Origin of the sequence: Flavobacterium longum, from assembly GCF_965137575.1 — a bacterium.
Classification (GTDB): Bacteria; Bacteroidota; Bacteroidia; order Flavobacteriales; family Flavobacteriaceae; genus Flavobacterium; species Flavobacterium longum.
The window spans coordinates 575,269-601,304 of the sequence record NZ_CBCRZJ010000002.1 but is presented as its reverse complement, the minus strand read 5'-3'; the positions used below and the strand labels follow the sequence as shown (position 1 = coordinate 601,304).

Here is a 26,036-nt window from a genome sequence, read left to right as displayed (position 1 = left end):
CGATCAAACCCAAGGTAATCATTCTAACGTAATTCTTTCCTTACTCTTTAGCTTCTTACAGTCTCCTGTAAGTGCTGTCAATCCAATATGTCTATGAACTTTTTCCTATTCTCGCCCCGTCACTTGCGCTTCAAAGCGGGTGCAAAAGTACGACAGAAATCCACTTATCCAAATGTTTTCGGAAAAAAAATTTGATAAAGTTTCTTAACACCTGATTCCCAAGGCCATTCCGGGGAAAGTTTTTTCGCCGCGCCCAAAGGTCGACCGTGCAGCGCACACGCAACACCGCCGCGTTAGGGATGGAGGCGTTGTCGGAGCTCTTGCCCAAGACCCCAAAGGTTTTGAAAACCTTTGGGGTCTGCAAAGCGACCGCCGAAAGCCCGACGGCATAATGCAATGGCGCCGGAACGCCCAACTAATCAAAACGGATAGCCTTGACCGGGGAAATTTTGGTGATGATATAACTGGGGATGAGTAGCACCAATAAGCAAATGGCAACGGTGCCGACGTTGAGCAACAAAATGTAGAGCCAATTGAAATAGACCGGCGCTTCGTTTACATAATAATTTTCTGGGTCGAGCGTCACCAATCCGGTGTAGCGTTGCACGAGTAACAACCCGATACCGATGCCGTTGCCCCAAAGCAATCCGCGGGCAATTAAGTGAAAGGCATTGTAGAGAAAAATCTTCCGGACCGATGTATTGTCTGCCCCCAAGGCTTTGAGGATGCCAATCATCTGCGTGCGCTCCAGGATGAGCACCAGCAACGCCACGACCATGTTAATGGTGGCCACCAAAACCATGATGCCGAGAATGACCCAAATGTTGAAATCAAATAGCTTGAGCCAGTCAAAAATGTAAGCGTATTTGTTGGTGATGGCTTGCGTATCGAGCGTGGAACCGATGCTTTCATAAACTTCTTTCCCTTTTTGGTCGATTTGGGTAAAATCGTCCACGAAGACTTCGAAAGCGCCCACTTGGTCTGGCTGCCACTTGTTCATGCGTTGCACCTGCCGGATGTCACCGATAATGTATGTACCGTCAAAATCACGGAAACCTGAATCGTATAGACCGCTCACAGTAAAGTTCCGGGCGAACGGCAATTGGTTTCCCGTATCCTTCATGAAAAAGGTATTGAAACGGTCACCGACCTTTAGGTCGAGCCGATTGGCCAGGTATTTCGACAGCAATATTTCGTTGGAAATGCCGTCGGAAAAATTGGGTTTACGGCCGTCGACGATGTATTCTGATAGGTTGTTCCAATTGTAATCGCTCCCGACGCCTTTGAGTACGATGCCTTCGAAAGCGGTTTCGGTGCGGATAATCCCGGCTTTGTTGGCCACCGCTTGAATGTGCGAAATGCCTTCGCCCGATTTAAACTGCGGGTAAAAATTTTGCTTGGTTGAAATAGGATTAAGGCTGACGTCAGACTGGTTGTCGTCGAAATTGGAAATCACGATATGGCCATTGAACGCCGAAACTTTCTGTCTGATTTTCTCTTGCAAACCCAAACCGGTAGCGACAGAGACAATCATCATCACCATACCGATGGCCACCGCCGAAATGGCGATTTTTATAATTGGGGCCGAAATACTACTTTTATGCTGTTTAGACTGCGTCAGTCTTCGCGCGATGAAATAGGCTGCGTTCAAGCGTTTGGTTTTGGACAAAGATATAAAGTTTAGCGCCTTGGCCCCGACGTTTTACCATCTGTTTATGAGAAAAATCCAATTGATATTGCCTATTCTTCTGCTGGCATTTGCCACGAGTTGCAAAAGCAACAACAAGCCGCAACCCAAAAAACAGAAAGAAAATGTTGTGTTTTCCTTCACCTATAAAATGGTGCCCGAAATCAAGCCCGGCGCGCAAAACGCCAAGGTGTATTTGCCGTTGCTGCAGGGCAAAAATGTTGGTGTAGTGACCAACCAAACCGGCATTGTAACCGTAGGCGACGATGGGAACCCCAAAGCCAAAGCTGATGGCGGAAAAGCGATTTCGGTTGTGGACTTCTTGTTGTCTCAACACGTGAGTGTGACGAAGATTTTTGCGCCCGAACACGGTTTCCGAGGCACGGGCGACGCGGGCGAACACATACTAGACGGCAAAGACACCAAAACGGGCTTGCCGATTATTTCCTTATATGGCGACAATAAAAAGCCGAAACCCGAACAATTGTCTGGGTTGGACGTCGTCGTGTTTGACTTGCAGGATGTCGGCGCGCGGTTCTACACGTATATATCGACGTTACATTATTTGATGGAAGCCTGCGCGGAAAACAATATCCCGTTGGTTGTTTTCGACCGACCGAACCCGAACGGCAGCATCGTGGACGGCCCGATATTGGAAAAAGAATTCACGAGTTTTGTGGGCATGCACCCGATTCCGGTGCTACACGGGCTGACCATCGGTGAATACGGGAAAATGATCAACGGGGAAAAATGGCTCAAAAACGGCATCCAATGCCACTTGACGGTGATTCCCTGTCTGGACTACAAGCGAACGATGGACTATTCGTTGCCGGTGCGCCCGTCGCCAAACTTGCCAAACGACCAAGCCATAAACCTGTATGCCAGCCTTTGTTTTTTTGAAGGAACTAATGTGAGTTTGGGGCGCGGCACCAACAAGCAATTCCAGGTTTACGGATCGCCCGATTTGCCCGATACGGGTTTTAGCTTCGTTCCGCAACCGAACGAGGGCGCAAAAGAACCGCCACTGAAAGGAAAAACCTGCTACGGCGAAGATTTATCCGCGGTGCCGAAAGTGACCCAGCTGGAATTGAAATGGCTGATCCGGGCCTACACCAACACCAAAGACAAGTCGAAATTTTTCATCCCGTTTTTCACGAAACTGGCCGGTACAAAAAAACTCCAGCAGCAAATCGAGGACGGAATGACAGAGGATGAAATCCGGTCAAGCTGGCAAAAAGGGCTGGAGCGATTCAAAAAAATAAGAAAACTTTATGAGCTGTACTGAGCCGTTTTAGGAATTCTATGGTTATTTTAGGGGTAATCATTAAACTACATCACATGAAAACCGCCGAACTCTTATTGCGCTATATGGACGAACTGCAACGCATTGTGGGCTACATCAATACTTGGGTTGACAGGACTTCTGAATTCTTCCTCAAAGTAAAAACCTGGGTGATGAAAGTCGTGGAATGGATCGAGCAGGCCATCGACGCACTCGTACAATCGGTCGGCGGGCGAAAAACCCAGACTGAACACTTGCTTTCTGAAGACTTCCTGTTTGTTTAAACAGGAATTTTCTTTTTCATCTCTTCTACAATCCGGAAAGCCGCCGGACAGATGGCCACATTCTTTAATGTGAGATTCGCAATTTGTTGGAATTTCTTGCGGTCGGTGTGCGGAAACTCTCGGCAGGCTTTGGGCCGGACATCGTAAATCATACAGTAATTGTCTGCGTCCAAAAAGGTACACGGCAGCGACTGCAACACGTAATCCTTGTCTTCGTCAATGCGCAAATACTGGTCGATGAACTGTTGTGGCTTTTGTCGGAAATGTTTGGCGATGCGCTCCACATCGGCCAGCGTAAACAATGGCCCGGTGGTTTTACAACAGTTCGCACACTGCAGGCAATCGGTTCTTTTGAACTCGTCATCGTGCAAATCCTGCATGAGATAGTCGAGGTTTTTCGGCGGCTTCTTTTTGAGCTTGTCGAAATACTTCTTGTTCTCGTTATGCTTATCTTTGGCGAGCTTGGGCAACGCACTCAGGAACTTTTCCATACAGCAAAATTATGAAAGATTTGATGGGCAAAGCCATTCTGGATTATCAAACCGGGAATAATCCGGAAAATCTGGTGACCGAAACCTCTATTTCAGATGCCGACGAATTGTCCGTAGACTATTTGTTCCGGGGGTTTAACGATATGCCCAAAATCGAACAGCAAGCGTTGCGGTTGGCCTCGGGGAAAGTGCTCGACGTGGGATGTGGCGCCGGAAGCCACAGCCTATATTTGCAAGAGAAAGGAATAGACGTGACAGCCATCGATATTTCGCCCAACGCCATCGAAGCCTGCCGTTTGCGCGGCGTAAAAAATGCTGAAGTGGCAAATCTGCGCGATGTGGAAGGCGTGTTCGATACCATTTTACTGCTGATGAACGGCACCGGGATTTTCGGACGATTGAAAGACGTGTCGGCTTATTTGGCCAAACTAAAATCTTTGCTTTCAGTGGGCGGGCAAATCCTGATCGACTCTTCGGACATTATTTACATGTTCGATGAAGATGACGATGGCGGACGATGGATAACTTCAGACCGTAATTATTACGGCGAATTGACTTTTTACCTCTCGTACAAAGGCGAACAAGAAACGCCGTTTGATTGGCTGTATATGGATTTCAATACGTTGCAGAATGCCGCCAACGCGCACGGGTTGCACTGCGAATTGGTGGCCGAAGGCGTGCACTACGACTATTTGGCGCGGCTGACTATTGCAGGAAATCGGTCGCAGCCTTGATTTCGGTCAATGCGGTGTAAAGCCTTTCCAAATCTGCTTCGGAATTGTATGCGTTAAGCGAAATCCTGATAAAAAAACGGTTGTTGATTTTCATCACCGGGATTTCAATCTTGTAGGTATCGATAAGCGTTTCCTTTAACGCGGTCGGGTGGCTTGTCCGAATCGGGATGCTGCACATTTGCCCCAAGAATTCTTCCGTGACCGGGCAAATCGGTTCGCTGCCGAGCAAGTCGCAAAACCGCGGATAATGTTTCCGGATCAATGCCTTGCCTATTTTCGATTGTTGCCACCAATCGTTTTCTTCAAGAAACTGTATCGCTGCCGGCGCGGTCAAGAAGGCCGCCATGTCACGCGTACCGATAAACTCATGGTAATCAAGAAATTGGTTGCCCGGCGAATCGCTTTGGTAACCCCAACTCACAACAAGCGGATCGAGCCGTTCCTGGAACTCCTTTTTCACCCAAAGAAACGAATTGCCTTTTGGCGCCAGCATCCATTTATGCATCGTCCCGGTGTAGAAATCAGCATCGATTTGTTGCATATCCAGCGGGATGTGTCCGGGCACGTGCGCGCCGTCGACGATCACGATCAAACCCAACTGCTGGGCTTTCTCGCAAATTTCCCTTACCGGGAAAATAAGTGATGTCACGCTGGAAATCTGGTTCAGGAAAACGACTTTGGTGTTGGCGTTGTAACCTTTCCAGAACTCGGAGATAATTTGTTCCTTGGACTGTATCGGAAGCGAAATCTCCTGCCGCACATACTTAGCGCCCGACTTTTTACAATAGAAATCCCAAGTGCGGTCCATGGCACCATACTCGTGGTTCGTAGCCAATATTTCGTCGCCCGGTTTCAGATCAAGGCTGCGCATCACCACATTGATGGCGAAGGTAGGATTGGACACGAAGAAGAAATCGTCTGCGTCGCAATTGATGTACCGGGCCAGCGCCTGCTTGGACGTCCTGAGATACTGCGGAAGTTTCTTGGTGATGAATGCCGTGGGCTGGTGTTCCAATTCGGCCTGCCATTTCTGGTAGTCTTCGAATATGGGTTTTGGGCACGCCCCGAACGCGCCGTGATTTAAATAAGTTATCTCGGAATCAAGCAGGAATTTTGATTTCATCGCATAAAAAATCCCGAACCAGTCGGGATTTATTGTTTGGTTATTCGCCCATGTATTTCATCATCATCGGCTGTAAGCTTTGTCCCCATTCGGCGCCGGCTGCTTGCGACTTCTCGGTCACTTCACCGGCTTTGGCGGCCATCTTTTTCCCAACCGGCGACTCATAAAAAGCAATCATGTCTTTTACATCTTGCTTGGTGTAAACCTCCATATATACTTTGGCGATTTTCTCGTAAAACGACGGAAGAGACGCATTGAACTCAATCAGGAAAGCGTCTTGCTTTGCAGCCGGAATCATCTTCAGGATTTGGGTTTTAGCGACGTCCATAGACGCACCGCTACCATTGATTTCCAAAAGCTTCATTACATCTTTCTTGAACGCTTCGTCTTGGGCCATTGACAATTGTGCAGCAAGCACGCATGCTACAACTAGAAGAATTTTTTTCATGTTTAAGGTTTTAGTTGTGATAAAAATAGTGATTAAAATGGCCTGTACTGACGGGCAATATTAAATTTTAAGGAATATTCAGGTATTTATGCGTTTGCAACGACACCCGCCACTTTGGGTTGCTCATCACATAATCCACAATCAACGGCGTCATCTCTTCCCGTTTGCTCCATTCCGGCTGTAGGAATAGAATGGCGTTCACATTGACTTTCTCGGCTTGCTGCTCGGCAAATATGAAATCGTGTTTGTTGTGGATGATGACTTTCAGCTCATCGGCGCAATCATAGGCTTCATCAACCGGAAGCTTAGTTTTTTTGGGCGACAGGCAAAACCAATCCCAATTTCCCGTGACCGGATAAGCGCCCGACGTTTCGATATGAACGCGCATACCTTGACTTTTCAGTTCGCTTGTGAGTACAGACATGTCCCAAGTAAGCGGTTCACCTCCGGTAACCACAACGGTATCGGCGTATTGCCTCGCGTGGGCGACAATCTCGCTGGTAGCCGTCGGCGGATGCAAATTGGCGTCCCAGCTTTCCTTGACGTCACACCAATGGCAACCCACATCGCAACCGCCAACCCGAATGAAATACGCGGCCGTACCGGTGTGGAAACCTTCACCTTGAATGGTGTAGAATTCTTCCATGAGCGGCAACATTTCGCCTCGGGCAACAGCTTGTTTAATTTCTTCTGACATATTTTAAAATAGTGCGCAAAGATACAGAATTGCAGTTTCGGAAATGCAATAAAAAAACCGGCAAAACTGCCGGTCTCTTTTTATTATCGCTTCAAAGTCTTTAACGATTCGGTGGCATAAGCGTTTGCCGGATCGAGCGCCAAGGTTTTGTTGAAATATTCAATTGCCTTGGCTTTGTCTGTATCGGCATAGTTTGCGGCGATCGTGTTGTAGGATTCGGTCAACTTGCTTTTGTTGGCAGGCTTCGCCAATTCTTCGGCACCTTTTTCGGTCAAAACCCTGATGTAGTCTTCATAGGCTTTCACCATCGAGACGCCATCTTCCAGCGTGCTAAACAAACGCGCTTTGTAATAGTAAGCATCTTGATAAGTCGGATACTTGGCCAAAATGGCGTCTAATCCTGCATTGGCTTTCTGGAGCGCTGCTTTGTCACGTTGCGCGACATCAAGTTTGGCATTTACGGTATTCACCGCGATGGCGTAATACAAAATGTCATCATTGTACGTTTTGGAATCTGGATTCATCATCGCAATCTCAAAAATCGCCGCTGCTTCCTTGTATTTCTTGTCGGCGAAAAACTTCTTGCCGACGTCAGACAAATCGCTGCTCATGGTGATTTCCATTTCTACCGACTTCCTTAAATCGGCAACACCAGCGGTGAACAAGGTGGCATCAACTGTACCCGTCGCGTTCGCTTTCTTCAATTTCGCCTGACCCAAATACAGATAGTCGCGGGCAATGACTTTATTGGAAGGGTTGGCGATGAAATCTTCGAGTGATTTGATGGCCACATCCACATTTCCGTTTTCGTAGGCGGAATAACCCAAGTAACGCAAAATCCTAGGATTGACTTTGTCCAGTTGCTTCATTTTTTCAGCCTCGGCTTCCAGCGCCTTGTAATCTTTGGCCAAAATCAGGAAGTCGGCATGACGCATCCTGGAATCCAGCGAATAGTCTGTCATGCTCATGTATTTTTCATAATAGGCAAGCGCCTTCTGGATGTTTTCTGTGTACTTCTTTGGTTCGTTGACGCCCCAGAGGTAATACGTTTCGGCCAACTCGCGATAGACTGGGCCGTAACTCGCATTGCTGGCGACAACTTCATTCAACGACTTTACCGCTTCATTGAAGGCGCGCGCACCTTTCAGTAAAACGCCTTGCTGCATTTTCGCCCTGATCATCGTGTTGTCGGCCATCAAGGCGTCACGATAGGCGGTATAAGCGTCGTTCTGATTTTTATCTTTGTAATAGGCATCGCCCAAAGCCAGCAATACTTGCGCATCATTTGGATTGGCGGTTTTCGCCTTGTTGAGAAAGGTCAACGCGGCTTTGTAGTCAGGCTTATCGCTGTTGGTGTACGCCTTTCCGACAGCCACCAATTCTTCGGTATCTTTCTTCTTCAGATCTTTGGTCGCGTTGGCAAAATTGGCTTGGGCGGCCGCCGTATTGCCTTTGTCAAGCTCGAGCTGGCCCAAACCGGCGTAGTTCAATTTGCTGCCTTCGGAAGCCAGAACACCTTTGTCAAAAAATATCTTGGCCGAATCGGGAACGTTTAGTTTTAGATAGATATTTCCCAAAAGATAGGCGGCGCGGCCGTTTGAAGGTTTGCTCTGCAAAATACCCTTCAACATTCCTTTGGCTTTGTCGTACTGCTCAGCATCGATGGCCTTTTTCGCTTGCTCCATGTCTTGTGCATGGCTGATTCCGGCGATTGACAACAAGGCAATGCTGAATATTTTCAATTTGTTCATTACGTTCAATTTAAAATTAATACTATTTCTTTATGGCGATTTTCCGGGTTGGAACTCTTGCGGGTAAAAGGCCGGATTTTAAAACAATCCGTTGCCCTCTTTCCCCGGCGATGAATGAGGCGAACCCCATACCAAGGCCTGAAAAACCTTGACAATTCGCGACGACCAAATCACGTGCCAAAGGATACTTTCCTTCGCCAAGGTTGTTTTGCGAAGGAAAAACGTAGTCGCCTTTATCTTTTACCCTTACCACGGAAATCTTTTCGAGATAAGGCTGCATTTCGGGCGAAGGTTGCGACAGCCAATTCAGGCCAATCACCCCGACAATACCATCGTTTTCAGACACGTATTTTATGGCTTCGGCGTTGTTATGGAAGGAATAAATCTCGGCTCGGTTTGACTTCACTCCCGCGAGATCGCTCAGGTAACGAAGTGTGCTCGAGTTCGGATTATCGAACGCCAATCCTTTAAGTGACGCAACGTTCTTGCCTTTCATGAAATCGACTACGTCCGACAAAGTTACCAACGTATCCCCTGTCTTTTTATTGCAAATCAGGGCAATGCCGTCAACAGCAAATTTGGTGACTTTCGGGATGATTTTCCGATTGGAAAAAACCTTCAACTCCTGTGGCGTAAAGTTTCGTGACAAAATGGCAACTTGTGCACTATCAACCAATAGCGCATTGATGATTTCAGCTTCAGACTTTGCTTCCAAATTGATTTTCGCATCGTATTGGCTTTCGAATATCATCGCTTGATCTTCGATTACAGGAAACACGGTTTCGTCAACCCATATAGTGACTTTGCCCTCCAATATGGTTTCTTTATTTTCCTTCTTGCCGCATGACACCATCCAAGTCAGCAGGAATACAAGGGTCAATCTGTTTAAAAAATTAGGCATCAGTGTCTTTGTTAGCGGTGAAAAATCGCATGAAGCGCAAGAACGCATACACAATCAGGATGATACCGAGCGCGATTTTATATGGCTTGGCGATGTTGAGCGGCAGGCCCTCCCAGAAAATGACGGCCAAGCCCATGAACAAGTATACAAGGAAAAACAAAATTCCTATAACGAGAAGAAATCGCTCTTTCGGCGATTTCTTCTGCTGATTTCTTTCTGAAAAATTACGCACTAGTCCGGAGATTTGATTGTAATTGGCAGCGAGTATTGTACCCTGACTTTCTTACCGTTCTGCTCACCTGGATTCCAACGTGGAGAACTTTTCAATACGCGGATGGCTTCTTTTCCGGTGCCAAAACCAATGTCACGGATGACTTTGATATCGGTAAGCGAACCGTCCTTTTCCACTACGAATGTGATGAATACTTTCCCGTTAAGGCCATCTTCTTCCGGAATACGGTAGTTTCGGCTTACATAGTCATAGAATTTCTGAAGTCCACCAGGAAAATCCGGTTTCACTTCGATACCTGCCATGTTGTGGATACTGTTGTCTTCTTCCACTACATCTGTTGGGCCATTTCCTACCGGCTCAACTGTAAGCTGCGCGTTCGGATCGCCTTTGATGTTTTCGTCACCAATCTTCTTGTTCTTGGTATCGTCAATCTTTGGCGGTTCTTCTACGACTTCTTCAGCTTTTGCGACCACCGGTTTCACGAATTTCACCTGATCCACTTTTGGCGGCGGCGGTGGCGGTGGCGGAAGGTTCTTCGGAACTTCTTTTTTCGGCGGCAGCTTTACCGTTACGATTTTCTTGTCGAGCGTGGTGTCGTCCGCACTACTTTCCGGAAGCAACTTCACCAAAACTGGGATGCTGACCAAGAAGCTGAAAATAACGCCGCCTATCAGCAAAGCCCGCAATGACGTCTTCGGATTGGTTAACCGGAGCTCGTATGCGCCATAGGCTTTGTTCCGCCCTTCGAAGACGATATCAAGCCATGTTTTCTTTAATAAATCTAGTTTCATTGCACTAAGTTTTTATCCCGGATCAGGGAGTTGCAGTTTGTTCAGCGCCGCCATCTAATTTCGCGCCAGCGTTGTCAACACCAATGAGTTTACTTTCTTCGGGAGTAAAATCGTTTACGATAGCATACGTGGGCACGTCTGTGATGGCCATTTCGTCGAGGATATCAACGAGGTTGCGATACGTAGACTTTTTTGTTGGCTTGATGATTACAATCATGCCTTTGTCTTTGTTTCCGGTGTATGCCAACACTTCCTTTTTCCTTTTCAGGATTTCCTGACGGATGCCTTCTTTGCCATAAGTGATGTCTTTCGGTGCCACTTTAGGCGTAGCCAACAACCCCATGTACATTTTCATTTTATTGTTGTCTCCGAGAAGAAGTGTCATGGTGCGGTTTTCATCCACCTTGATGTCCTTGTTTTTGGACGGATCATCGTCTTTATCTGGCAAGCCGAGATCCATAGACTGCGGCTTTGACAATGACGTGGTGAGCATGAAGAACGTGATGAGCAGGAACGCCAAGTCAACCATCGCGGTCAAATCCACTTTTGAGTTGAGCTTTTTACTCCGTACTTTTTTCGCGCCTTTCTTACCACCGCCACCGTCGCCGGTATTTAATTCAGCCATTTTTCTTTCTTTAGTAGATTAAAAATTCTCGTTCCTTAAACCGGTCACCAGGTTAAAACTGTTGATCTTTTGGTTCTGAAGAATATCCATGATTTGACGGATCTGCGGATACTGCTCCTTCGCATCGCCTTTGATGGCTATCGCGATTTCCTTGTCGTGCAGGTCAATGGTAGCCCTGCGCGCATACTGGATCCAATCTGCCAATTGGTTATTAAGAGAATCTTTTGGAATGCCGGGTTGTACGCCTTTCTTATTTCTTTCCGTGCTGTTCATCGCAATGATTTCCTTAAGATTTTGCGCCGGAACGCCAAAAGTTTCAATTAGCGCAAATCTTTTCTTCTCTTCTTCCGAGAAAGTAAGGTTATACTTTTGCGCCATCATGTTCAGGGTTTCTTCCCTGATATCCCTGTCGGTCATCCCGAAAAACACCACGCCTTTGTTGCCGATGGTAATGGTGGCCAAATTGTTTTCAGGCAACTTGGTCTGTACCGTCGATGCCGGCGTATCCACCGGAAGCGGTTCTTGCTGTTTTGCGGTGGCCGTCAGGATAAAGAACGTCAAGAGCAGGAACGCAACGTCACACATCGCGGTCATGTCAATAGACGTCATCTTTTTTGACATTTTAACTTTAGCCATCTGTTTCTTTTTAAATATTAAACGATGCTAAAATCTTAGTTCTTTGCCCTGTAGTGACGGTAAGTGTTTACAATCGTTGAAGCAGCTTCGTCGATTGAATACGTCAACGTATCGATTTTAGAAGTAAACAAGTTGTACGTGATGATCGCCAAGGCCGAAGTCGAGATACCCGTAGCGGTGTTGATCAACGCTTCCGAGATACCGTTTGCCAACATCGCTTGGTCTGGCGTACCTGCTGTTGCCAACGCGCCAAACGCCTTGATCATACCGGTAACCGTACCCAAGAGACCTGCAAGCGTACCCAGTGATACAAGTGTAGACAAAATAGTAAGGTTTTTCTCCAGCATCGGCATTTCGAGCGCCGTAGCTTCTTCGATTTCCTTATGGATGGTTTCAGCCGCTTCTTCGCTGCTCAAGCCTTCCCTTTTTACTTCCTGGTATTTCAGCAATGCCGATTTGATGGCATTCGCTACAGAACCTTGTTGTTTGTCGCAAGCGGCGATGGCACCGTCAATGTTTCCGCTGGTGATGCTTGCCTGAACATTCCTCATGAATGAATCCAGGTTGCCTTTTCCTGCAGCTTTAGTGATGACCATGAACCTTTCAATCGAGAAAACGACAACCATCAAAAGCAATCCCATCAGCACAGGTACAATTGGACCTCCTTTGTACACCATTGCAAGATAGTTGCCTGGCAGTGGGTGACCTGAATTATCGCCACCTTCAAAGTTAGAGCCGGCTCCCATCACGAATTGCCAAATGACCCATCCAATTAAGATACATGCTACAATTACGATCAATGAGAACATGCTTCCTCCATTTGATCCACTCTCTTTTTTAACGTTTGCCATTTTTCTGAATTTTAGTTTTTGAAAATAATTTATAAGTTTTTATTGATTTGTGGTTAACACGAAAGCGACAAATTTAAATTTTTACTTTTAATAAAAAAACTTTTTTTAATATTATTAGCAATAGCTTAACCCAGCCAAAAGCGTTGTAAATACTGACCTTTTGATTGATTCGCAAAAACTTTCGGGAAATGGTTTTGATTTTTAAATCCGTCTTGCATTATTCCACGTTCAGATAACGTTTCGCCTACTTTAATATTATGGAACGGCTTGATTTTTATTTTTGAAAAAGTAATACCTTGTAACAGATTTTCAACAATTCCCTAAATGAGTACGAAAGACAACTTCATCCAAACCATCAACGACGGATACGCCAGCAAAGGCGATAGCATCACTTTAGGCGCGGCCATGCTCGACGGCGCACCAATCGCAGACGCACATGTAAAAGTGCCATTGAAAACCCTGAACCGGCACGGCCTGATTGCGGGCGCTACCGGAACCGGAAAAACAAAAACCATCCAAGTGCTGTCTGAACAACTCTCCAGCTTCGGGATTCCGGTGCTGATGATGGACATCAAAGGCGACTTCAGCGGCATCGCACAACCCGGCGAAGAAAAACCGTTCATCACCGAGCGACACCAGAAAATCAACCTGCCGTTTGTCCCGAAAGGCTTTCCGGTGGAACTCATGACGCTGTCTGAAGAACACGGCGTCCGGCTTCGCGCAACCGTTTCGGAATTTGGCCCGGTGCTGTTTTCCCGCATCCTCGATTTGAACGACGTACAAGCAGGCGTCATGTCGGTCATCTTCAAATATTGCGACGACAACAAAATGGCGCTTATTGATTTGAAGGACATGAAAAAAGTCCTGAACTACATCACCGAAGAAGGAAAAGCGGAAATCGAAGAAAATTACGGCCGCATTTCGACATCCACGACCGGAATCATCCTGCGGAAAATCCTTGAACTTGAACAACAGGGCGCCGATTTGTTCTTCGGGGAAATGTCTTTCGACATCCACGATTTGATGCGGATCGACGAAAACGGCCGCGGCTACATCAACATCATCAGGTTGACCGACATCCAGGACAAACCAAAATTGTTCTCGACGTTCATGTTGAGCCTGCTCGCGGAAATCTACGACCAGATGCCCGAACAAGGCGATGCCGGACAGCCTGAACTGGTGATCTTCATCGACGAAGCGCACCTGATTTTCAACGAAGCGTCCGACGCGCTGCTCAACCAGATCGAAAGCATCATCAAACTCATCCGATCCAAAGGCATCGGCGTGTACTTCGTGACGCAAAACCCAATGGACGTGCCGTCTGCGGTACTGGCGCAGCTCGGTTTAAAAATCCAGCATGCGCTTCGTGCGTTTACGGCCAACGACCGAAAAGCCATCAAGATGACCGCGGAAAATTACCCGATTTCCGAATTCTATAAAACCGATGAACTCATCACCAGCTTGGGCATCGGCGAAGGGTTGGTTACCGCGCTCAGCGAAAAAGGAACGCCCACGCCATTGGCCGCCACCATGATGCGTGCGCCCGAAAGCCGTATGGATGTGCTCACCACGGGCGAGATCGACGCCATCAACGCCAAATCAAAACTGGTCAGGAAATACAGCGAAGTCATCGACCGTGAGAGCGCGTACGAAATGCTGAACAAGAAAATCTCGGTAGCAGAAACCGCGAAAGTGGAGGAGCAGAAACAAGTGGAACAAAAACAGCAGGAGCAAAAACAGTCTTCCGGCGAGATGAGCACCGTGACCAAATCTGCCATAAAAGTATTGACCAGCGCGACCTTCATCCGGGGCGCATTCAGCATCCTGAGCAAGATATTCAAGAAATGAGAGGGTTTTTCACGATTGGGCTGCTTGTGCTGTCCAACATTTTCATGACGTTGGCCTGGTACGGACATTTGAAGTTCAAGGAATGGAAATGGTTTGAACAGGCCGGACTCGTTACGATTGTATTGATCAGCTGGGGCCTGGCGCTTTTCGAATATTGCTTTCAGGTGCCTGCCAATAGAATGGGCTATGAAGGCAACGGCGGACCTTTTTCGCTCTTACAATTGAAAGTCATACAGGAAGTAGTCACCTTGGTGGTTTTCGTTGGATTCTCAATGCTGTTCTTTAAAAATGAAACGCTGAAATGGAACCATTTGGTGGGTTTTGTATTCTTGGTGTTGGCAGTGTATTTTATTTTTAAGAAGTGATTTTTCGACGGCGGCGCTTTTCACTCTTGAATTATTTTGCTAATTTTCAGGCAACTACCATCAAGTAATCCAATTTAAAAAAATCAATTGTATTGTGTTGCTGCTTTCGTTTGCTGTCACCACAGACAAAGGAACGAAAACACAGAAAATCATCAAGGAATAATGCCGAATTATACCATCCAGAAATCGCCCTTTGTTGTCCCGACCGACGACGGCAAGTTGATCGAGGAGCACCACGGGCTGGCCACAACCAGGAATGCGGATATTTCCATTGCGCATATGGTTGCGCCGCCGGGTTGGAGCGAGCCGTTCCAAACGCCGGAGTTTGAAGAGTACACCTACATCATCCGCGGGAAAAAGCAATTCATCATCGAAGGTGAAACCGTAGTATTGGAAGCAGGGCAATCCATCAAAATCGAAAAGAACGTCCGGGTGCAATATTCCAATCCGTTTGATTCGGAATGCGAATATATCGCCGTGTGTCGTCCCGCTTTTTCCATAGAAAAAGTTAACAGGGAAAGTTGATTCGGGGTTTATTTGCTACCTTTAAGCAAACCAAATACACATGCTCAACCGAAAGAGAATCGTCATCGTGGGTGCCGGTTTCGGCGGGCTTCGGCTCGCACAGGAACTAAAAAATGCGCACTACGAAATCTTCCTGATCGATAGAAACAACTATCACCAATTCCAGCCGCTGATGTACCAAGTGGCCACGGCACGGCTTGAACCGTCGAGCATTTCGTTTCCGCTCAGGAAAGTATTCCAACATTCCAAAAATGTCCGGATCAGGATTGCAGAAGTGACCGGCGTAGACTCGGGCGCGAAAATCCTGCACACATCCATCGGCGACTATCCTTACGATTATCTCGTTATGGCGCAAGGTTGCAAAACCAACTATTTCGGAAACGTAAATCTGGAGAAATGTGCATTTCCGATGAAATCCGTGCCCGAGGCGTTGCAGTTGCGCAACCGGATCCTGCAGACCTTTGAAGATGCCGTGATGACGCGGCCCGAAGATTTGCAATTCCTCTTGAATTTCGTGATTGTAGGCGGCGGGCCAACCGGAGTGGAACTCGCCGGGGCGTTGGCCGAAATGAAAACCAACATCCTGCCCAAGGATTATCCTGACAAAGACTTTTCGAAGCTGACGATTTACCTCATTGAAAGTGCGCCGAATGTGCTCAATGTGATGAGCGACAAATCGAAAAAAGCGGCGCGCGGTTATCTTGAAAAACTGGGCGTTATCGTCAGGACTGAATCTTTCGTGGAAAGCTACGACGGACGCACGGTGCAATTGCGCGGCGGCGACACCATCGAAGCCAAGAACGTCATCTGGGCGGCGGGCATCACTGGCGCTACCATAGACGGCTTACCGGCCGAAGCCTACGTTCGTGGCAACCGTTTGGTTGTGGACCGATTCAACAAAATCAAAACCGTTGACGATGTGTTTGCCCTAGGCGACATCGCCTACATGGAAACCGAAAAATTCCCAAAAGGACATCCGCAGTTGGCCGCAGTAGCCATTGCCCAAGCGAAAGTTATGGCCAAGAATTTCAAACTGCTCGCCGAAGGCCGGCAACCACAGGAATTCGAATACGACGACAAAGGTTCGATGGCGACCATCGGAAAGCGGAAAGCCGTCGTGGACTTGCCAAGTTTCCATTTTCAAGGAAGATTCGCATGGTTATTCTGGATGCTCGTCCACTTGATGTTGATCTTGAACATGAAAAACCGGCTCATCATTTTCATCACCTGGATGTACAGCTATTTCAACAACGACAGCACGCTGCGTGTCATGATCAAACCGGTGACGAAAGAGGTGAAAAATTAGGAATGGGCCGATCGCAAACGGCTTGCACGAATATGCAGCGGCTAACTGTGATCAAGCGGTGATTTGCGCAACAGATCTAAAATCATTTCCTCTACCGCGTCGCTGTCCCACTTTTCGAAAATATCAGGCATGGCCATGACTTCGGCCATGATTTCGTTTTGCTTGTCTCCGATGGCCAGCGCTTCGGCGTACGGCCTGTGGCTAAACGTGACGCGGCTGTACAACGGCTGCCATTTTTCGGGATATTTCGCCGAGAATTTTTTCTCGATTTTCTTCTGCAACAGGAATTTTTCGTCGGCCGTGCTCGATGACATTTCCATGAAATTGCGGTAAGACAACTCGGCGATGGCGTCGGCGTTGGGCTTGCGGCTCTTTTCGTATTCGGAGAAAATCTTCACCCAATCATCGCCATGAGTTTCGATGCATTCGTTCAGCACCGTGATGTCTTCAAAACCGGCGTTCATGCCTTGCCCGTAAAAAGGCACGATGGCATGGCAAGCGTCGCCGATGAGCGCTACCTTGTCGGCAAATGTCCATGGGAAACACTTCATGGTCACAAGCGTACTGGTCGGGTTTTTAAAGAAATCCTCGGCGAGTTTCGGGATGACATCAATCGAGTCAGGGAAATTCTTCTCGAAGAACGCTTCCACAGATTGTCTGTCAGGCAACGACGCAAACGAATTCTCGCCCTCGAAGGGCATGAACAGCGTACAGGTGAAACTGCCGTCGAGGTTCGGCAATGCAATGAGCATGTATTGCCCACGCGGCCAAATGTGGAAAGAGTTTTTGTCTAGTTTATGCGAACCGTCCGGGTTGGGCGGAATGTTCAATTCCTTGTAACCTATCTCGAGGAATTCCTGTGAATAGTTGAACATGCTCTGGCGCTGCATCCGGTGGCGTATCCGGGAAAAAGCACCGTCTGCACCGAACACCATATCGTGCTTGATGTCAGTCCATTCGCCGCGTTCGGTTTCACCAATATGCAGCGTCGCATCGGCCAAAGTGACGTCCCAGATTTTTTGCTCGAAGTGGAATATGGCACCGGCGGCTTCGGCCAGATCGATCATCTTCCGGTTCAAAACGCCACGCGAAATGGAATAAATCGCTTCGCCGTCTTTGCCGTACTGCTGGAATTTTACTTCGTTGCCGATGTGGATGGCGCGTTTGTCCATGGCAATGGCGATTTTACGAACTTCATCGCCGATGCCCACGCCGTCAAGCGCTTTCCAGCCCCGGTGTGACATGGCCAAATTTATGGAACGCCCGGAAAAAGTAATGGTGCGAATGTCCGGGCTTCGGTCATACACATGCACCGAATGGCCTTGTCTGCGCAAGTAAATCGCGAGTAGTGAACCCACGAGCCCAGAACCGACAACGGCGATATCCAACGGTTTTTGCATGCCGCAAAGCTAGCAATAATTACCCGTTCGCCCAGCATTTTCCTGCGTTTTTACACCTTCAACGATTGATAAGAATTTCATAATTCGGTGCAGGCGGCAAATCGAATCTGTATTTTTAAGCCATGAAAACCTTGCGGCTTATCTTGGGCGACCAACTCAACGCCAAACATTCTTGGTTCCGGGAAACCCATCCGGACGTCGTTTACCTGATGGCCGAAATGCGCCAGGAAACCGATTATACATTGCACCACATCCAGAAAGTAGTCGGGTTTTTCAGGGCGATGCGCGGGTTTGCGGAGTGGCTGAAGACATCCGGACACCAAGTCATTTACTATAAAATAAACGACATCAACAATCCCCAGGCGTTGGAACCGATGTTGCAAAATTTGGTGGCCGGCCGCGGCTTCGCGAAATTCGAATACCAACTCCCGGACGAATACCGTCTTGACCAATTGCTCATGGCCATCGCGGGCAAACTTCCCATTCCGTCGGAAGCGGTCGACACCGAACATTTCTTCACCACGCGCACCGAACTTGGGGAATTCTTCCGAGGCAAAAAAACGTTCCTGATGGAGCGGTTCTACCGTCATTTGCGGGAAAAGCACGGCATCTTGATGGCTGGCCCGAACCCCGAAGGCGGCCGCTGGAATTTCGACCACGACAACCGCAACCCGTACAAAGGCGAAGTCCCGATTCCCGATGCGAAACGCTGGCGCCACGAGGTATCGGATCTTCTCGCCGACATCGATAGTGCGCAGGTCAAGACATTCGGCCACATCGATGAAAAGTCATTCGATTGGCCAACGACACGGCCGGAAGCCTTGGAAACGCTCAAGTATTTTTGTTTGCATTTGCTGGAACATTTCGGAAAATACCAGGATGCAATGACCACGCAAGACAAATTCCTGTTCCATTCGCGGTTGTCGTTCGCGATGAACATCAAGCTCATTTCGCCCAAGGAAGTCATTACGACCGTTTTGAATTTTTACCGAAAGCATCCGGAAGTTGCGCTGCATGAGGTGGAAGGTTTCGTGCGGCAAATCCTCGGTTGGCGGGAATACATGCGCGGGATGTACTGGCTTCGGATGCCGGAATTCGCTGGTGAAAATACGCTCGGCAATCGTGGAAAGCTACCGAAGTATTTCTGGAACGCCGACACCAAAATGAACTGTCTGCGCCATGCCATCGGGCAAAGCCTGGACGAAGCCTACGCGCACCACATCCAGCGGCTGATGGTCATCGGGAACTTCGCGCTGTTGGCCCAAACACATCCGGATGATGTTGACGCTTGGTATCTGGGCGTTTACATTGATGCCCTTGAATGGGTGGAAATGCCCAATACGCGCGGCATGTCGCAATGGGCGGATGGCGGCTTGATTGCAACGAAACCCTATGTCGCTTCTGGGAATTACATCAACAAAATGAGCAATTATTGCAAAGGTTGCCGGTACGATGTAAAGCAGCGCGTCGGTGAAAATGCCTGCCCTTTCAATAGTTTGTATTGGAATTTCCTGGACACGCATCGGGAGCAATTCAAGGACAACCAGCGCATGACGATGATGCTGGCGCTGCTCGACAAAATAAAAGCGCCGGAACTTTCGCTCATCAGGGAAAAAGCCCGGCACTTGTTATTGCATATCGACGACCTATGATCGTCTGAATTGTATTTTTTCGCCGGTGGCCAGCCCGTTGTTCTTGGCCAGCATGCCGCACATGTGGTACAGCATCCGTGCGCCGACGTTGCCGTCCCAGTCGTCTTCGCCGGGCGCCACTTCCACCAGATCAAACCCGATGATGTCTTTGCCGCTTTCACATAGACGACTCAGTAAATAGGCTGCTTCCTCAAAGGAAATCCCGCCGGGAACAGGCGTGCCGGTGTTCGGGCAATACCACGAATAGAGGGCATCGATGTCAAAACTAACGGCTACTTTCTGTGGTAAATGTGCGATGATTTCCTCACAATGCTGCTGCCAGTTCTTGCCGCGGAAGGTGTCGGCTTTCAAGTCCATGTCTGTGTAAACCATCACACGCGAATCAGCCTGCGCAACTTCGACTTCCTGCTTGCAGAAATCGCGGATGCCCACTTGGACCAATTTGGACACTTGCGGCAATTGCAATGTGTTGTACATGATCGACGCGTGCGAATACGTAAATCCTTCGTATGCGATGCGCAAATCCATGTGCGCGTCGAGGTGCAAAATCCCAAAACTGTCATGGATCGACGCCAAAGCCTCGTAATAACCCAGCGGTGTAGAATGGTCGCCGCCCAGTAGCGCCACTTTCTTGCCACGGTTCATCCAGAACAACACGCGTTCGCGCACTTCGTCTTTGAGTGTCTTACACACTTGGTTGATGGCATCGAGATCCTTTTGCAAGGCCGGATGATTGGCTATGGTTTCGCCGCCTTCAAGCGCCTCGATAATGGGTTGCGCCAACGCCTTATATTTGACGCTATTGGTTCCCCAACGGGTAGTATGCTCACCCAAATCGAGATACATCCCAAGTTTCCACAATTCGGGAAATTCCTGATGGTGCAAATCAACCTGAAAAGACGCCTCGAGGATGGCCGCCGGGCCTTCAGACGCGCCTGCACCGTAACTTACGGTTACTTCCCAAGGCACGGGAATGATGACAATGTCGCTTTCATCGGCGGTGAAGGGCAGCCCGTAAATGCTTTGGTCGGCCAGGCCGGGTTGCGAAGGGTCGAAAGAATCTATTTTTTGTTGTTTGTTCATTGCAGTGGCTAGTTGTTAGTGGTTAGTCGCTAGTTGCTGGTGGGTGGTGACTGGTTGTTTAGTTATAATGATAAACTTAGTTCTTGATTCTTGTCTTTCCTAGTGCAACGATAAGATGCCTTGTTTGAGGATTTGGCCGAAGTCATACATGTCTTCAAAAGAACAGTACAGCGGCACGGGCGCCAGCCGGATGACGTTGGGCTCGCGCCAATCTGTAATAACGCCGTTTTGCATCAAGTAATCAAACAAAGAGCGGCCTTCGCCATGCAGGAAAACCGACAATTGGCAAGCACGCGCAGACGGATCAGATGGCGTGATGATTTCAAAATTACTGTCAACTTCCTTGTCAATTTCATGCAGGATAAATTCCAGGTATGACGTGATCTGGTTGCGTTTGGCGATGAGTGCGTCCATGCCTGCCTCGGCGAACATTTCTACCGATGCGAGATACGGCGCGAGGGTCAAAATGGGCAGGTTGCTGATTTGCCAACCGTCTGCGCCACGTACCGGATCGAAATCAGGTTCCATCTTGAAGCGTCGCTCTTTGTTGTGTCCCCACCAGCCGGCGAATCGCGGCAAGCCTGGGTTGTTATGGTGCATCTGGTGGACGAAACAGCCCGAAGCGTTGCCCGGCCCTGAATTCATGTATTTGTAACTGCACCAAGCCGCAAAATCGACATTCCAATCGTGGAGTTCGAGTTTGATGTTGCCCGCGGCGTGCGCCAAATCCCAACCGACATACGCACCGACGTCGTGGCCCGCTTGCGTGATGGCTTTCATGTCAAAGACTTGGCCCGTGTAGTAATTCACCCCGCCGATGAGCACGAGCGCCAATTCGTTTCCGACCTCGGCAATCTTGGCCAATACATCTTCGTGGCGGATGTTATGCTCACCCTCTCGGCGCTTGATCTCTACGATGGCCTCGTGTGGGTTGTAACCATGGAAACGCACCTGGCTCTGGATCATGTATTGGTCACTAGGAAAGGCTTTTTCTTCGCAGATGATTTTGTAACGCTGCGGCGTTGGCCGATAAAACGACACCATCATCAGGTGCAGGTTCACGGTGAGCGTATTCATTACGGTGATTTCATCGGGCAACGCACCGACAATCTGGCTGAGCGGCCCAGCGAAACGTTCGTGGTAATCCCACCAAGGTTTGTCTGCATAGAAATGCCCTTCGACAGCGAGCTTGGCCCAATCATCCATGACTTCATCAACGTATTGTTTGGCGCGGCGCGATTGCAGACCTAGGGAATTCCCGGTAAAATAAATGACGCGGCGGCCATTGACTTCGGGGAAGAAAAACTCATCGCGGTAGCTGGAAAGCGAATCTTGTACGTCAAGGCTGCGTGCAAATTCACGGGTGTTTTCGAAATGCATGGGTGTTGTTTTTCGGTGCGTAAAAATAGCGAGAAACGCGGGATGCGGCAAACAATCGGTCTGAAAAGTGATTCGGCTGAGGCAACTTCTCAAGTTAAATTTCAGCAAAATATTTTGCGCAACCAAAAAGTTGCGTATATTTGCAACGTATTAGTTGCATAATTGTATTTGTATGAAACGAGACATTTTTCAAGCCTTGGCCGACCCGACCCGCCGGGCCATCTTAATGTTATTGGCCACCCAATCTATGACGCCAAATGCCATAGCGGCGCATTTTGATATGACCCGGCAAGCCGTATCCAAACACATCCAATACTTGGCCGACAGCGAAATTATTGGGCCGGAGAAAAACGGGCGGGAAATTATGTACCACGTTAATCCGGACCAAATGAAAGCATTTGACCATTGGCTGGAGCAATTCAGGAACTTGTTGGAGAAACGCTTCAGCCAGTTAGACGATTTATTAAATAACTTAAAAGACTAAACATGAAAACGAATCTTTTGATGAACTTTTCCGTTGATAAGGAAAGCAACAAAATCAATGTCCAACGCGAATTTGCAGCCGCACCGGACAAAGTCTGGACGGCCTGGACCGACCCGAAATGGCTCGACCAGTGGTGGGCGCCAAAACCCTGGCAAACCGTGACGGTGTCGATGGACTTCTCGGAGGGCGGCATGTGGCTGTACTATATGCAAGGCCCGGAAGGTGAACGCCATTATTGCCGTGATGACTACAAAACGATAGATCCAGGCAAAAGTTTTTCGGCGCAGGATGCGTTTTGCGATGCCGATGGAAACATCAACGAAGAGTGGCCGCGCATGACCTGGCACAATACCTTTGAAGGACGCGGAAACAGTACGATGGTGCACATCGTTATCACGTTTGACAAACCGGAAGACTTGGAAAAGATAATCGAAATGGGCTTTAAGGAAGGCTTCACAATGGCGATGGAAAATCTCGACGGTATTTTCGGTGGCGAGTAAGTGGCCATGAAGATGAGAAGTTGCGGCTGGACTGCGTTAGGGATGGAAGCAAGTACCGCGTACTGCGGACAGCCCGGCGCAACGCGCAACGCCCAAATAAAAAGCCCATCAATAAAGATGGGCTTCTTTTTACTTTCTACTTTCGACTAAAGAATCAACATCGCGTCGCCGTAGGAATAAAAACGATAGCCTTCTTTGATGGCTTCTTCGTAGGCCTTTTTCATGAGGTCGTGGCCCATAAAAGCCGAAATCATCATGAGCAAGGTTGATTTTGGTGTGTGGAAATTGGTCACCATACACGTCGCGATGGAAAAATCGTGCGGCGGGAAAATGAATTTGTTGGTCCAGCCGTCGTACGGATTGAGCGTTTTCGAAGCCGATACCGACGATTCGATGGCACGCATGGACGTTGTCCCGACGGCGCAAATCTGTTTGCGTTTGGCGATTCCGGCGTTGACCACATCGCACGCTTCCTGGGTGATGCGCAATTCTTCCGAATCCATTTTGTGTTTGGATAAATCTTCGACTTCTACGGGATTGAACGTGCCCAAACCTACGTGCAAAGTAATTTCCGCGAGGTTTACGCCTTTGATTTCTAGGCGTTTAAGCAAGTGTTTCGAGAAGTGCAACCCGGCGGTTGGTGCCGCCACCGCGCCTTCTTCCTTGGCGTAAATGGTTTGATAACGCTCGGCATCGTCTTCATTCACCGGACGCGTGATGTATTTCGGGATTGGGGTTTCGCCCAGTTCTGTCAATTTGTTGCGGAACTCGTCATACGAACCGTCATAAAGGAAACGCAGCGTGCGGCCGCGGGAAGTCGTGTTGTCGATAACCTCAGCCACGAGTGAATCGTCGTCGCCGAAATAAAGCTTGTTCCCGATACGGATTTTCCTTGCCGGATCTACCAAGACATCCCAAAGACGTTGTTCGGCATTGAGCTCACGCAGCAAAAACACCTCGATGCGCGCACCGGTTTTTTCCTTGTTGCCGTACAAACGCGCCGGGAAAACCTTGGTATTGTTCAGGATGAGCACGTCGCCATCGTCGAAATAATCGATCAGGTCTTTGAACATGCGGTGCTCGATGGTTTTGTTCTTGCGGTTTACGACCATCAGTCTTGATTCGTCGCGGTTTTCGGCAGGTTCTTCAGCCAGCAATTCCTTGGGAAGGTTGAAGTTAAAATGCGATAGCTTCATATGTGTTTTTTACGAGAGCGCAAATATACGTTCGGCGCATGGGCGTTGTCAAGCGTTTTGCGTTTTATTTTGAAATTTGACTGAACCTCAACGGCTTACATTTCGGCGATTGAAAAACCGATGCGTCGCAGGTCATTCCAGAACTTTGGGTAAGATTTAGACACGACTTCGGCCGATTGGATGACAATCGGGACTTTTAAGGCCAGCGGTGCGAACGCCAGCGCCATGCGGTGATCGTGGTACGTTTCAATGGCGATGTTGGAATGGATCGCAGCGGGTCGCATCGTTAAACAGTCTTCGGAAATGACAACCGTGGCGCCCAGCTTTTCAAATTCATTTTTCAGCGCCAGCAAGCGGTCGGTCTCTTTTATTTTGAGCGTGTGTAGTCCGGAAAGTTCGCAGCCGATGCCCAACCCAAGACACGTAACGGCAATGGTTTGGGCCAGATCGGGCACGTTGTTTAATGGATAATGGACAATGGATAATGGACTATTATGGGCTTTGCGGATGGTGATTTTCCCGGCATTGAAAACGGTTTCTACGCCAAAATCCTTGTAGATTTCCACCAAGGCGCGATCGCCCTGGAAGCTGTTCTCCTTGAAAGTTGACAAGGTGATTTCGGTACCGATTTCGGAAAGTGCGACAATGGAATAATAGTACGAGGCCGACGACCAGTCTGACTCAACGGATAATGCACAATGGGCGACGGATACTGTCCGCTTGACGGTGATGGTTTGACTGTTGAAAGAAGTTTCCACGCCGATTTTCCGCAACAAAGACAACGTCATTTCCAGGTACGGCCGCGAGGTGATTTCGCCGTCAAGTTGCAGCTCGAGACCGTTTTCCAACTTGGGCGCGATGAGCAACAACGCCGACAGGAATTGGCTGCTGACATCGGCGCGCAACGTAACCTTACTTCCGGTCAATTTTGTTCCGGTGATGCGAAGCGGCGGAAAACCTTCGGCACCGAGATAATCGATGCGTGCGCCCAATTGCCGGAGTGCGTCCACCAAAATCCCGATAGGCCGCTCGTGCATCCGTGGCGACCCCATTAACGTAACGGTTCGGTTTTCCTGAATGGCAAAATAGGCCGTGAGGAAACGCATGGCCGTACCGGCGTGACCGATATCGATGGTGTCACTGACAGATTGGAGTGCGTTGCGCATCGCCAGCACATCGTCGGCATCTGAAATATTTTGCAACGAAATTTCCGGATACAATGCCTGCAAGAGCAACAACCGATTGGTTTCAGACTTCGACCCAGGAAGCCTCAATTGTGAGTTGTGAATGATGAATGGTGAATGGAGCCTTAAAATCATAACTTCCCGATTTTTTGTTTCATTGTTACAATGATTGAAGCGATGATTTTTTTTATTTCTGATAGGTCGCGATGCAACTCTTTGTATTGAGTGTCGTCGATGTAATTACTGTGGAATAATACATCCAGCCAATAATCTGTCTCGTTGGCTTCTTTTTGGGCTATGGATAGCTTATGGATGAAATCCGGTTTACTTTCGGCCTGCTCGGCTTCCCGTACCATGGCACCAACCGATGTTCCGCTTCGCAATAGTTGTTTGCTCAACACAAATTCCCTTTTTCCTGACAAATACACGTTAAGAGCGACAACCTTTAAAGCAAACCTAAATGACTTATTTCTGATAATATTTTCTTTCATAACGACGATTAAATGGCTAATTTACAAAAGTCAGATCGTCGCTATTACGGTAAAACCTCATTCACAACTCACAACTCACCATTCACCAT

The 26,036-nt window shown here is 48.4% G+C and carries 28 protein-coding genes; 10 read left to right on the top strand and 18 right to left on the bottom strand.

The window, feature by feature from the left end; genetic code table 11:
* Window positions 1–415 precede the first annotated feature (415 nt).
* A complete protein-coding gene (locus tag ACM9J1_RS05630; protein ID WP_415580991.1) occupies window positions 416–1,651 on the bottom strand; it encodes an ABC transporter permease in 1,236 nt (411 codons plus the stop codon).
* A 64-nt stretch (window positions 1,652–1,715) separates the two neighbouring features.
* On the opposite strand from ACM9J1_RS05630, the gene ACM9J1_RS05625 reads away from it, so the two are divergent.
* Together ACM9J1_RS05625 and ACM9J1_RS05620 are read left to right on the top strand one after the other, a co-directional pair.
* A complete protein-coding gene (locus tag ACM9J1_RS05625; protein ID WP_415580990.1) occupies window positions 1,716–2,972 on the top strand; it encodes an exo-beta-N-acetylmuramidase NamZ family protein in 1,257 nt (418 codons plus the stop codon).
* Window positions 2,973–3,025: 53 nt separating this feature from the next.
* Window positions 3,026–3,253, top strand: a complete 228-nt coding sequence (locus ACM9J1_RS05620) for a hypothetical protein (protein ID WP_415580989.1) — start codon at window positions 3,026–3,028, stop codon at window positions 3,251–3,253.
* Here ACM9J1_RS05620 and ACM9J1_RS05615 read toward each other — a convergent pair.
* Window positions 3,250–3,744 (bottom strand): YkgJ family cysteine cluster protein, encoded by a 495-nt coding sequence (locus tag ACM9J1_RS05615; RefSeq protein ID WP_415580988.1) that lies wholly within the window; start codon window positions 3,742–3,744, stop codon window positions 3,250–3,252. The genes ACM9J1_RS05620 and ACM9J1_RS05615 overlap by 4 nt on opposite strands.
* Window positions 3,745–3,755: 11 nt before the next feature.
* Between ACM9J1_RS05615 and ACM9J1_RS05610 the strand changes: the two genes are divergently transcribed.
* Entirely contained in the window at window positions 3,756–4,478 is a 723-nt protein-coding gene (locus tag ACM9J1_RS05610) for a class I SAM-dependent methyltransferase (protein ID WP_415580986.1), read from the top strand.
* Here ACM9J1_RS05610 and ACM9J1_RS05605 read toward each other — a convergent pair.
* The 10 genes from ACM9J1_RS05605 to ACM9J1_RS05560 form a co-directional block, all read right to left on the bottom strand.
* Window positions 4,450–5,601 carry an aminotransferase class V-fold PLP-dependent enzyme gene (locus ACM9J1_RS05605; RefSeq protein ID WP_415580985.1) on the bottom strand — a complete coding sequence of 384 codons (1,152 nt, stop codon included), beginning with the start codon at window positions 5,599–5,601 and terminating at the stop codon, window positions 4,450–4,452. The two genes, ACM9J1_RS05610 and ACM9J1_RS05605, sit on opposite strands and share 29 nt — an antisense overlap.
* 40 nt (window positions 5,602–5,641) lie before the next feature.
* Complete coding sequence (locus ACM9J1_RS05600; RefSeq protein ID WP_415580984.1) at window positions 5,642–6,049, bottom strand: DUF2059 domain-containing protein; 408 nt, start codon at window positions 6,047–6,049, stop codon at window positions 5,642–5,644.
* A 67-nt stretch (window positions 6,050–6,116) separates the two neighbouring features.
* Complete coding sequence (locus ACM9J1_RS05595; RefSeq protein WP_415580983.1) at window positions 6,117–6,746, bottom strand: 7-carboxy-7-deazaguanine synthase QueE; 630 nt, start codon at window positions 6,744–6,746, stop codon at window positions 6,117–6,119.
* A gap of 83 nt (window positions 6,747–6,829) precedes the next feature.
* Entirely contained in the window at window positions 6,830–8,497 is a 1,668-nt protein-coding gene (locus ACM9J1_RS05590) for a tetratricopeptide repeat protein (RefSeq protein ID WP_415580982.1), read from the bottom strand.
* A gap of 22 nt (window positions 8,498–8,519) precedes the next feature.
* Window positions 8,520–9,398, bottom strand: a complete 879-nt coding sequence (locus ACM9J1_RS05585; protein WP_415580981.1) for a PstS family phosphate ABC transporter substrate-binding protein — start codon at window positions 9,396–9,398, stop codon at window positions 8,520–8,522.
* Window positions 9,391–9,558 (bottom strand): hypothetical protein, encoded by a 168-nt coding sequence (locus ACM9J1_RS05580; RefSeq protein ID WP_415580980.1) that lies wholly within the window; start codon window positions 9,556–9,558, stop codon window positions 9,391–9,393. The genes ACM9J1_RS05585 and ACM9J1_RS05580 overlap by 8 nt, the downstream gene beginning before the upstream one ends.
* A 71-nt stretch (window positions 9,559–9,629) precedes the next feature.
* Window positions 9,630–10,421: an energy transducer TonB gene (locus ACM9J1_RS05575; RefSeq protein ID WP_415580979.1), complete on the bottom strand. Its 792-nt coding sequence runs from the start codon at window positions 10,419–10,421 to the stop codon at window positions 9,630–9,632.
* A 22-nt stretch (window positions 10,422–10,443) separates the two neighbouring features.
* A complete protein-coding gene (locus tag ACM9J1_RS05570) occupies window positions 10,444–11,046 on the bottom strand; it encodes an ExbD/TolR family protein (protein WP_415580978.1) in 603 nt (200 codons plus the stop codon).
* 18 nt (window positions 11,047–11,064) lie between these two features.
* The gene (locus ACM9J1_RS05565) at window positions 11,065–11,682 is read right to left on the bottom strand and encodes an ExbD/TolR family protein (protein ID WP_415580977.1); all 618 of its coding nucleotides are present in this window, start codon (window positions 11,680–11,682) and stop codon (window positions 11,065–11,067) included.
* 35 nt (window positions 11,683–11,717) lie between these two features.
* Window positions 11,718–12,533, bottom strand: a complete 816-nt coding sequence (locus ACM9J1_RS05560; protein ID WP_415580975.1) for a MotA/TolQ/ExbB proton channel family protein — start codon at window positions 12,531–12,533, stop codon at window positions 11,718–11,720.
* 324 nt (window positions 12,534–12,857) lie between these two features.
* Between ACM9J1_RS05560 and ACM9J1_RS05555 the strand changes: the two genes are divergently transcribed.
* The 4 genes from ACM9J1_RS05555 (at window position 12,858) to ACM9J1_RS05540 (ending at window position 16,577) form a co-directional block, all read left to right on the top strand.
* Window positions 12,858–14,381 (top strand): helicase HerA-like domain-containing protein, encoded by a 1,524-nt coding sequence (locus ACM9J1_RS05555; protein WP_415580974.1) that lies wholly within the window; start codon window positions 12,858–12,860, stop codon window positions 14,379–14,381.
* On the top strand, window positions 14,378–14,746 hold the full coding sequence (locus ACM9J1_RS05550; RefSeq protein ID WP_415580973.1) for a DMT family protein: 369 nt from the start codon (window positions 14,378–14,380) through the stop codon (window positions 14,744–14,746). Before ACM9J1_RS05555 ends, ACM9J1_RS05550 begins: the two co-directional genes overlap by 4 nt.
* Window positions 14,747–14,908: 162 nt before the next feature.
* Complete coding sequence (locus ACM9J1_RS05545) at window positions 14,909–15,271, top strand: cupin domain-containing protein (protein ID WP_415580972.1); 363 nt, start codon at window positions 14,909–14,911, stop codon at window positions 15,269–15,271.
* Between the two features lie 40 nt (window positions 15,272–15,311).
* Window positions 15,312–16,577 carry an NAD(P)/FAD-dependent oxidoreductase gene (locus ACM9J1_RS05540; protein WP_415580971.1) on the top strand — a complete coding sequence of 422 codons (1,266 nt, stop codon included), beginning with the start codon at window positions 15,312–15,314 and terminating at the stop codon, window positions 16,575–16,577.
* Window positions 16,578–16,618: 41 nt separating this feature from the next.
* On the opposite strand, the gene ACM9J1_RS05535 is transcribed toward ACM9J1_RS05540, so the two are convergent.
* On the bottom strand, window positions 16,619–17,977 hold the full coding sequence (locus ACM9J1_RS05535) for an FAD-dependent oxidoreductase (RefSeq protein ID WP_415580969.1): 1,359 nt from the start codon (window positions 17,975–17,977) through the stop codon (window positions 16,619–16,621).
* Window positions 17,978–18,099: 122 nt separating this feature from the next.
* Here ACM9J1_RS05535 and ACM9J1_RS05530 point away from each other — a divergent pair, with 122 nt between their 5' ends.
* Window positions 18,100–19,629 (top strand): cryptochrome/photolyase family protein, encoded by a 1,530-nt coding sequence (locus tag ACM9J1_RS05530; RefSeq protein WP_415580968.1) that lies wholly within the window; start codon window positions 18,100–18,102, stop codon window positions 19,627–19,629.
* On the opposite strand, the gene ACM9J1_RS05525 is transcribed toward ACM9J1_RS05530, so the two are convergent.
* Together ACM9J1_RS05525 and kynU are read right to left on the bottom strand one after the other, a co-directional pair.
* Complete coding sequence (locus ACM9J1_RS05525; RefSeq protein ID WP_415580967.1) at window positions 19,624–20,712, bottom strand: agmatinase family protein; 1,089 nt, start codon at window positions 20,710–20,712, stop codon at window positions 19,624–19,626. The two genes, ACM9J1_RS05530 and ACM9J1_RS05525, sit on opposite strands and share 6 nt — an antisense overlap.
* A 99-nt stretch (window positions 20,713–20,811) precedes the next feature.
* On the bottom strand, window positions 20,812–22,092 hold the full coding sequence (gene kynU, locus ACM9J1_RS05520) for a kynureninase (protein ID WP_415580966.1): 1,281 nt from the start codon (window positions 22,090–22,092) through the stop codon (window positions 20,812–20,814).
* 172 nt (window positions 22,093–22,264) lie between these two features.
* Between kynU and ACM9J1_RS05515 the strand changes: the two genes are divergently transcribed.
* Both ACM9J1_RS05515 and ACM9J1_RS05510 read left to right on the top strand, forming a co-directional pair.
* Window positions 22,265–22,576, top strand: a complete 312-nt coding sequence (locus tag ACM9J1_RS05515) for an ArsR/SmtB family transcription factor (RefSeq protein WP_415580965.1) — start codon at window positions 22,265–22,267, stop codon at window positions 22,574–22,576.
* Between the two features lie 2 nt (window positions 22,577–22,578).
* Complete coding sequence (locus ACM9J1_RS05510; RefSeq protein WP_415580964.1) at window positions 22,579–23,076, top strand: SRPBCC family protein; 498 nt, start codon at window positions 22,579–22,581, stop codon at window positions 23,074–23,076.
* Window positions 23,077–23,222: 146 nt separating this feature from the next.
* Here ACM9J1_RS05510 and queA read toward each other — a convergent pair whose 3' ends face one another.
* The 3 genes from queA to ACM9J1_RS05495 all read right to left on the bottom strand — a co-directional run bounded on the left by queA (window position 23,223) and on the right by ACM9J1_RS05495 (window position 25,947).
* Complete coding sequence (gene queA / locus ACM9J1_RS05505) at window positions 23,223–24,272, bottom strand: tRNA preQ1(34) S-adenosylmethionine ribosyltransferase-isomerase QueA (protein ID WP_415580963.1); 1,050 nt, start codon at window positions 24,270–24,272, stop codon at window positions 23,223–23,225.
* 95 nt (window positions 24,273–24,367) lie between these two features.
* Entirely contained in the window at window positions 24,368–25,591 is a 1,224-nt protein-coding gene (locus tag ACM9J1_RS05500; RefSeq protein WP_415580962.1) for a 3-phosphoshikimate 1-carboxyvinyltransferase, read from the bottom strand.
* Entirely contained in the window at window positions 25,588–25,947 is a 360-nt protein-coding gene (locus tag ACM9J1_RS05495) for a four helix bundle protein (RefSeq protein ID WP_415580961.1), read from the bottom strand. The genes ACM9J1_RS05500 and ACM9J1_RS05495 overlap by 4 nt, the downstream gene beginning before the upstream one ends.
* Window positions 25,948–26,036 lie beyond the last annotated feature (89 nt).

Coding starts and splice junctions, on each gene's coding strand:
- ACM9J1_RS05625 (WP_415580990.1), top strand. CDS start 1,716: ATGAGAAAAATCCAATTGATATTGCCTATTCTTCTGCTGGCATTTGCC.
- ACM9J1_RS05620 (WP_415580989.1), top strand. CDS start 3,026: ATGAAAACCGCCGAACTCTTATTGCGCTATATGGACGAACTGCAACGC.
- ACM9J1_RS05615 (WP_415580988.1), bottom strand. CDS start 3,744: ATGGAAAAGTTCCTGAGTGCGTTGCCCAAGCTCGCCAAAGATAAGCAT.
- ACM9J1_RS05610 (WP_415580986.1), top strand. CDS start 3,756: ATGAAAGATTTGATGGGCAAAGCCATTCTGGATTATCAAACCGGGAAT.
- ACM9J1_RS05605 (WP_415580985.1), bottom strand. CDS start 5,601: ATGAAATCAAAATTCCTGCTTGATTCCGAGATAACTTATTTAAATCAC.
- ACM9J1_RS05600 (WP_415580984.1), bottom strand. CDS start 6,049: ATGAAAAAAATTCTTCTAGTTGTAGCATGCGTGCTTGCTGCACAATTG.
- ACM9J1_RS05595 (WP_415580983.1), bottom strand. CDS start 6,746: ATGTCAGAAGAAATTAAACAAGCTGTTGCCCGAGGCGAAATGTTGCCG.
- ACM9J1_RS05590 (WP_415580982.1), bottom strand. CDS start 8,497: ATGAACAAATTGAAAATATTCAGCATTGCCTTGTTGTCAATCGCCGGA.
- ACM9J1_RS05585 (WP_415580981.1), bottom strand. CDS start 9,398: ATGCCTAATTTTTTAAACAGATTGACCCTTGTATTCCTGCTGACTTGG.
- ACM9J1_RS05575 (WP_415580979.1), bottom strand. CDS start 10,421: ATGAAACTAGATTTATTAAAGAAAACATGGCTTGATATCGTCTTCGAA.
- ACM9J1_RS05570 (WP_415580978.1), bottom strand. CDS start 11,046: ATGGCTGAATTAAATACCGGCGACGGTGGCGGTGGTAAGAAAGGCGCG.
- ACM9J1_RS05565 (WP_415580977.1), bottom strand. CDS start 11,682: ATGGCTAAAGTTAAAATGTCAAAAAAGATGACGTCTATTGACATGACC.
- ACM9J1_RS05560 (WP_415580975.1), bottom strand. CDS start 12,533: ATGGCAAACGTTAAAAAAGAGAGTGGATCAAATGGAGGAAGCATGTTC.
- ACM9J1_RS05555 (WP_415580974.1), top strand. CDS start 12,858: ATGAGTACGAAAGACAACTTCATCCAAACCATCAACGACGGATACGCC.
- ACM9J1_RS05550 (WP_415580973.1), top strand. CDS start 14,378: ATGAGAGGGTTTTTCACGATTGGGCTGCTTGTGCTGTCCAACATTTTC.
- ACM9J1_RS05545 (WP_415580972.1), top strand. CDS start 14,909: ATGCCGAATTATACCATCCAGAAATCGCCCTTTGTTGTCCCGACCGAC.
- ACM9J1_RS05540 (WP_415580971.1), top strand. CDS start 15,312: ATGCTCAACCGAAAGAGAATCGTCATCGTGGGTGCCGGTTTCGGCGGG.
- ACM9J1_RS05535 (WP_415580969.1), bottom strand. CDS start 17,977: ATGCAAAAACCGTTGGATATCGCCGTTGTCGGTTCTGGGCTCGTGGGT.
- ACM9J1_RS05530 (WP_415580968.1), top strand. CDS start 18,100: ATGAAAACCTTGCGGCTTATCTTGGGCGACCAACTCAACGCCAAACAT.
- ACM9J1_RS05525 (WP_415580967.1), bottom strand. CDS start 20,712: ATGAACAAACAACAAAAAATAGATTCTTTCGACCCTTCGCAACCCGGC.
- kynU (WP_415580966.1), bottom strand. CDS start 22,092: ATGCATTTCGAAAACACCCGTGAATTTGCACGCAGCCTTGACGTACAA.
- ACM9J1_RS05515 (WP_415580965.1), top strand. CDS start 22,265: ATGAAACGAGACATTTTTCAAGCCTTGGCCGACCCGACCCGCCGGGCC.
- ACM9J1_RS05510 (WP_415580964.1), top strand. CDS start 22,579: ATGAAAACGAATCTTTTGATGAACTTTTCCGTTGATAAGGAAAGCAAC.
- queA (WP_415580963.1), bottom strand. CDS start 24,272: ATGAAGCTATCGCATTTTAACTTCAACCTTCCCAAGGAATTGCTGGCT.
- ACM9J1_RS05500 (WP_415580962.1), bottom strand. CDS start 25,591: ATGATTTTAAGGCTCCATTCACCATTCATCATTCACAACTCACAATTG.
- ACM9J1_RS05495 (WP_415580961.1), bottom strand. CDS start 25,947: ATGAAAGAAAATATTATCAGAAATAAGTCATTTAGGTTTGCTTTAAAG.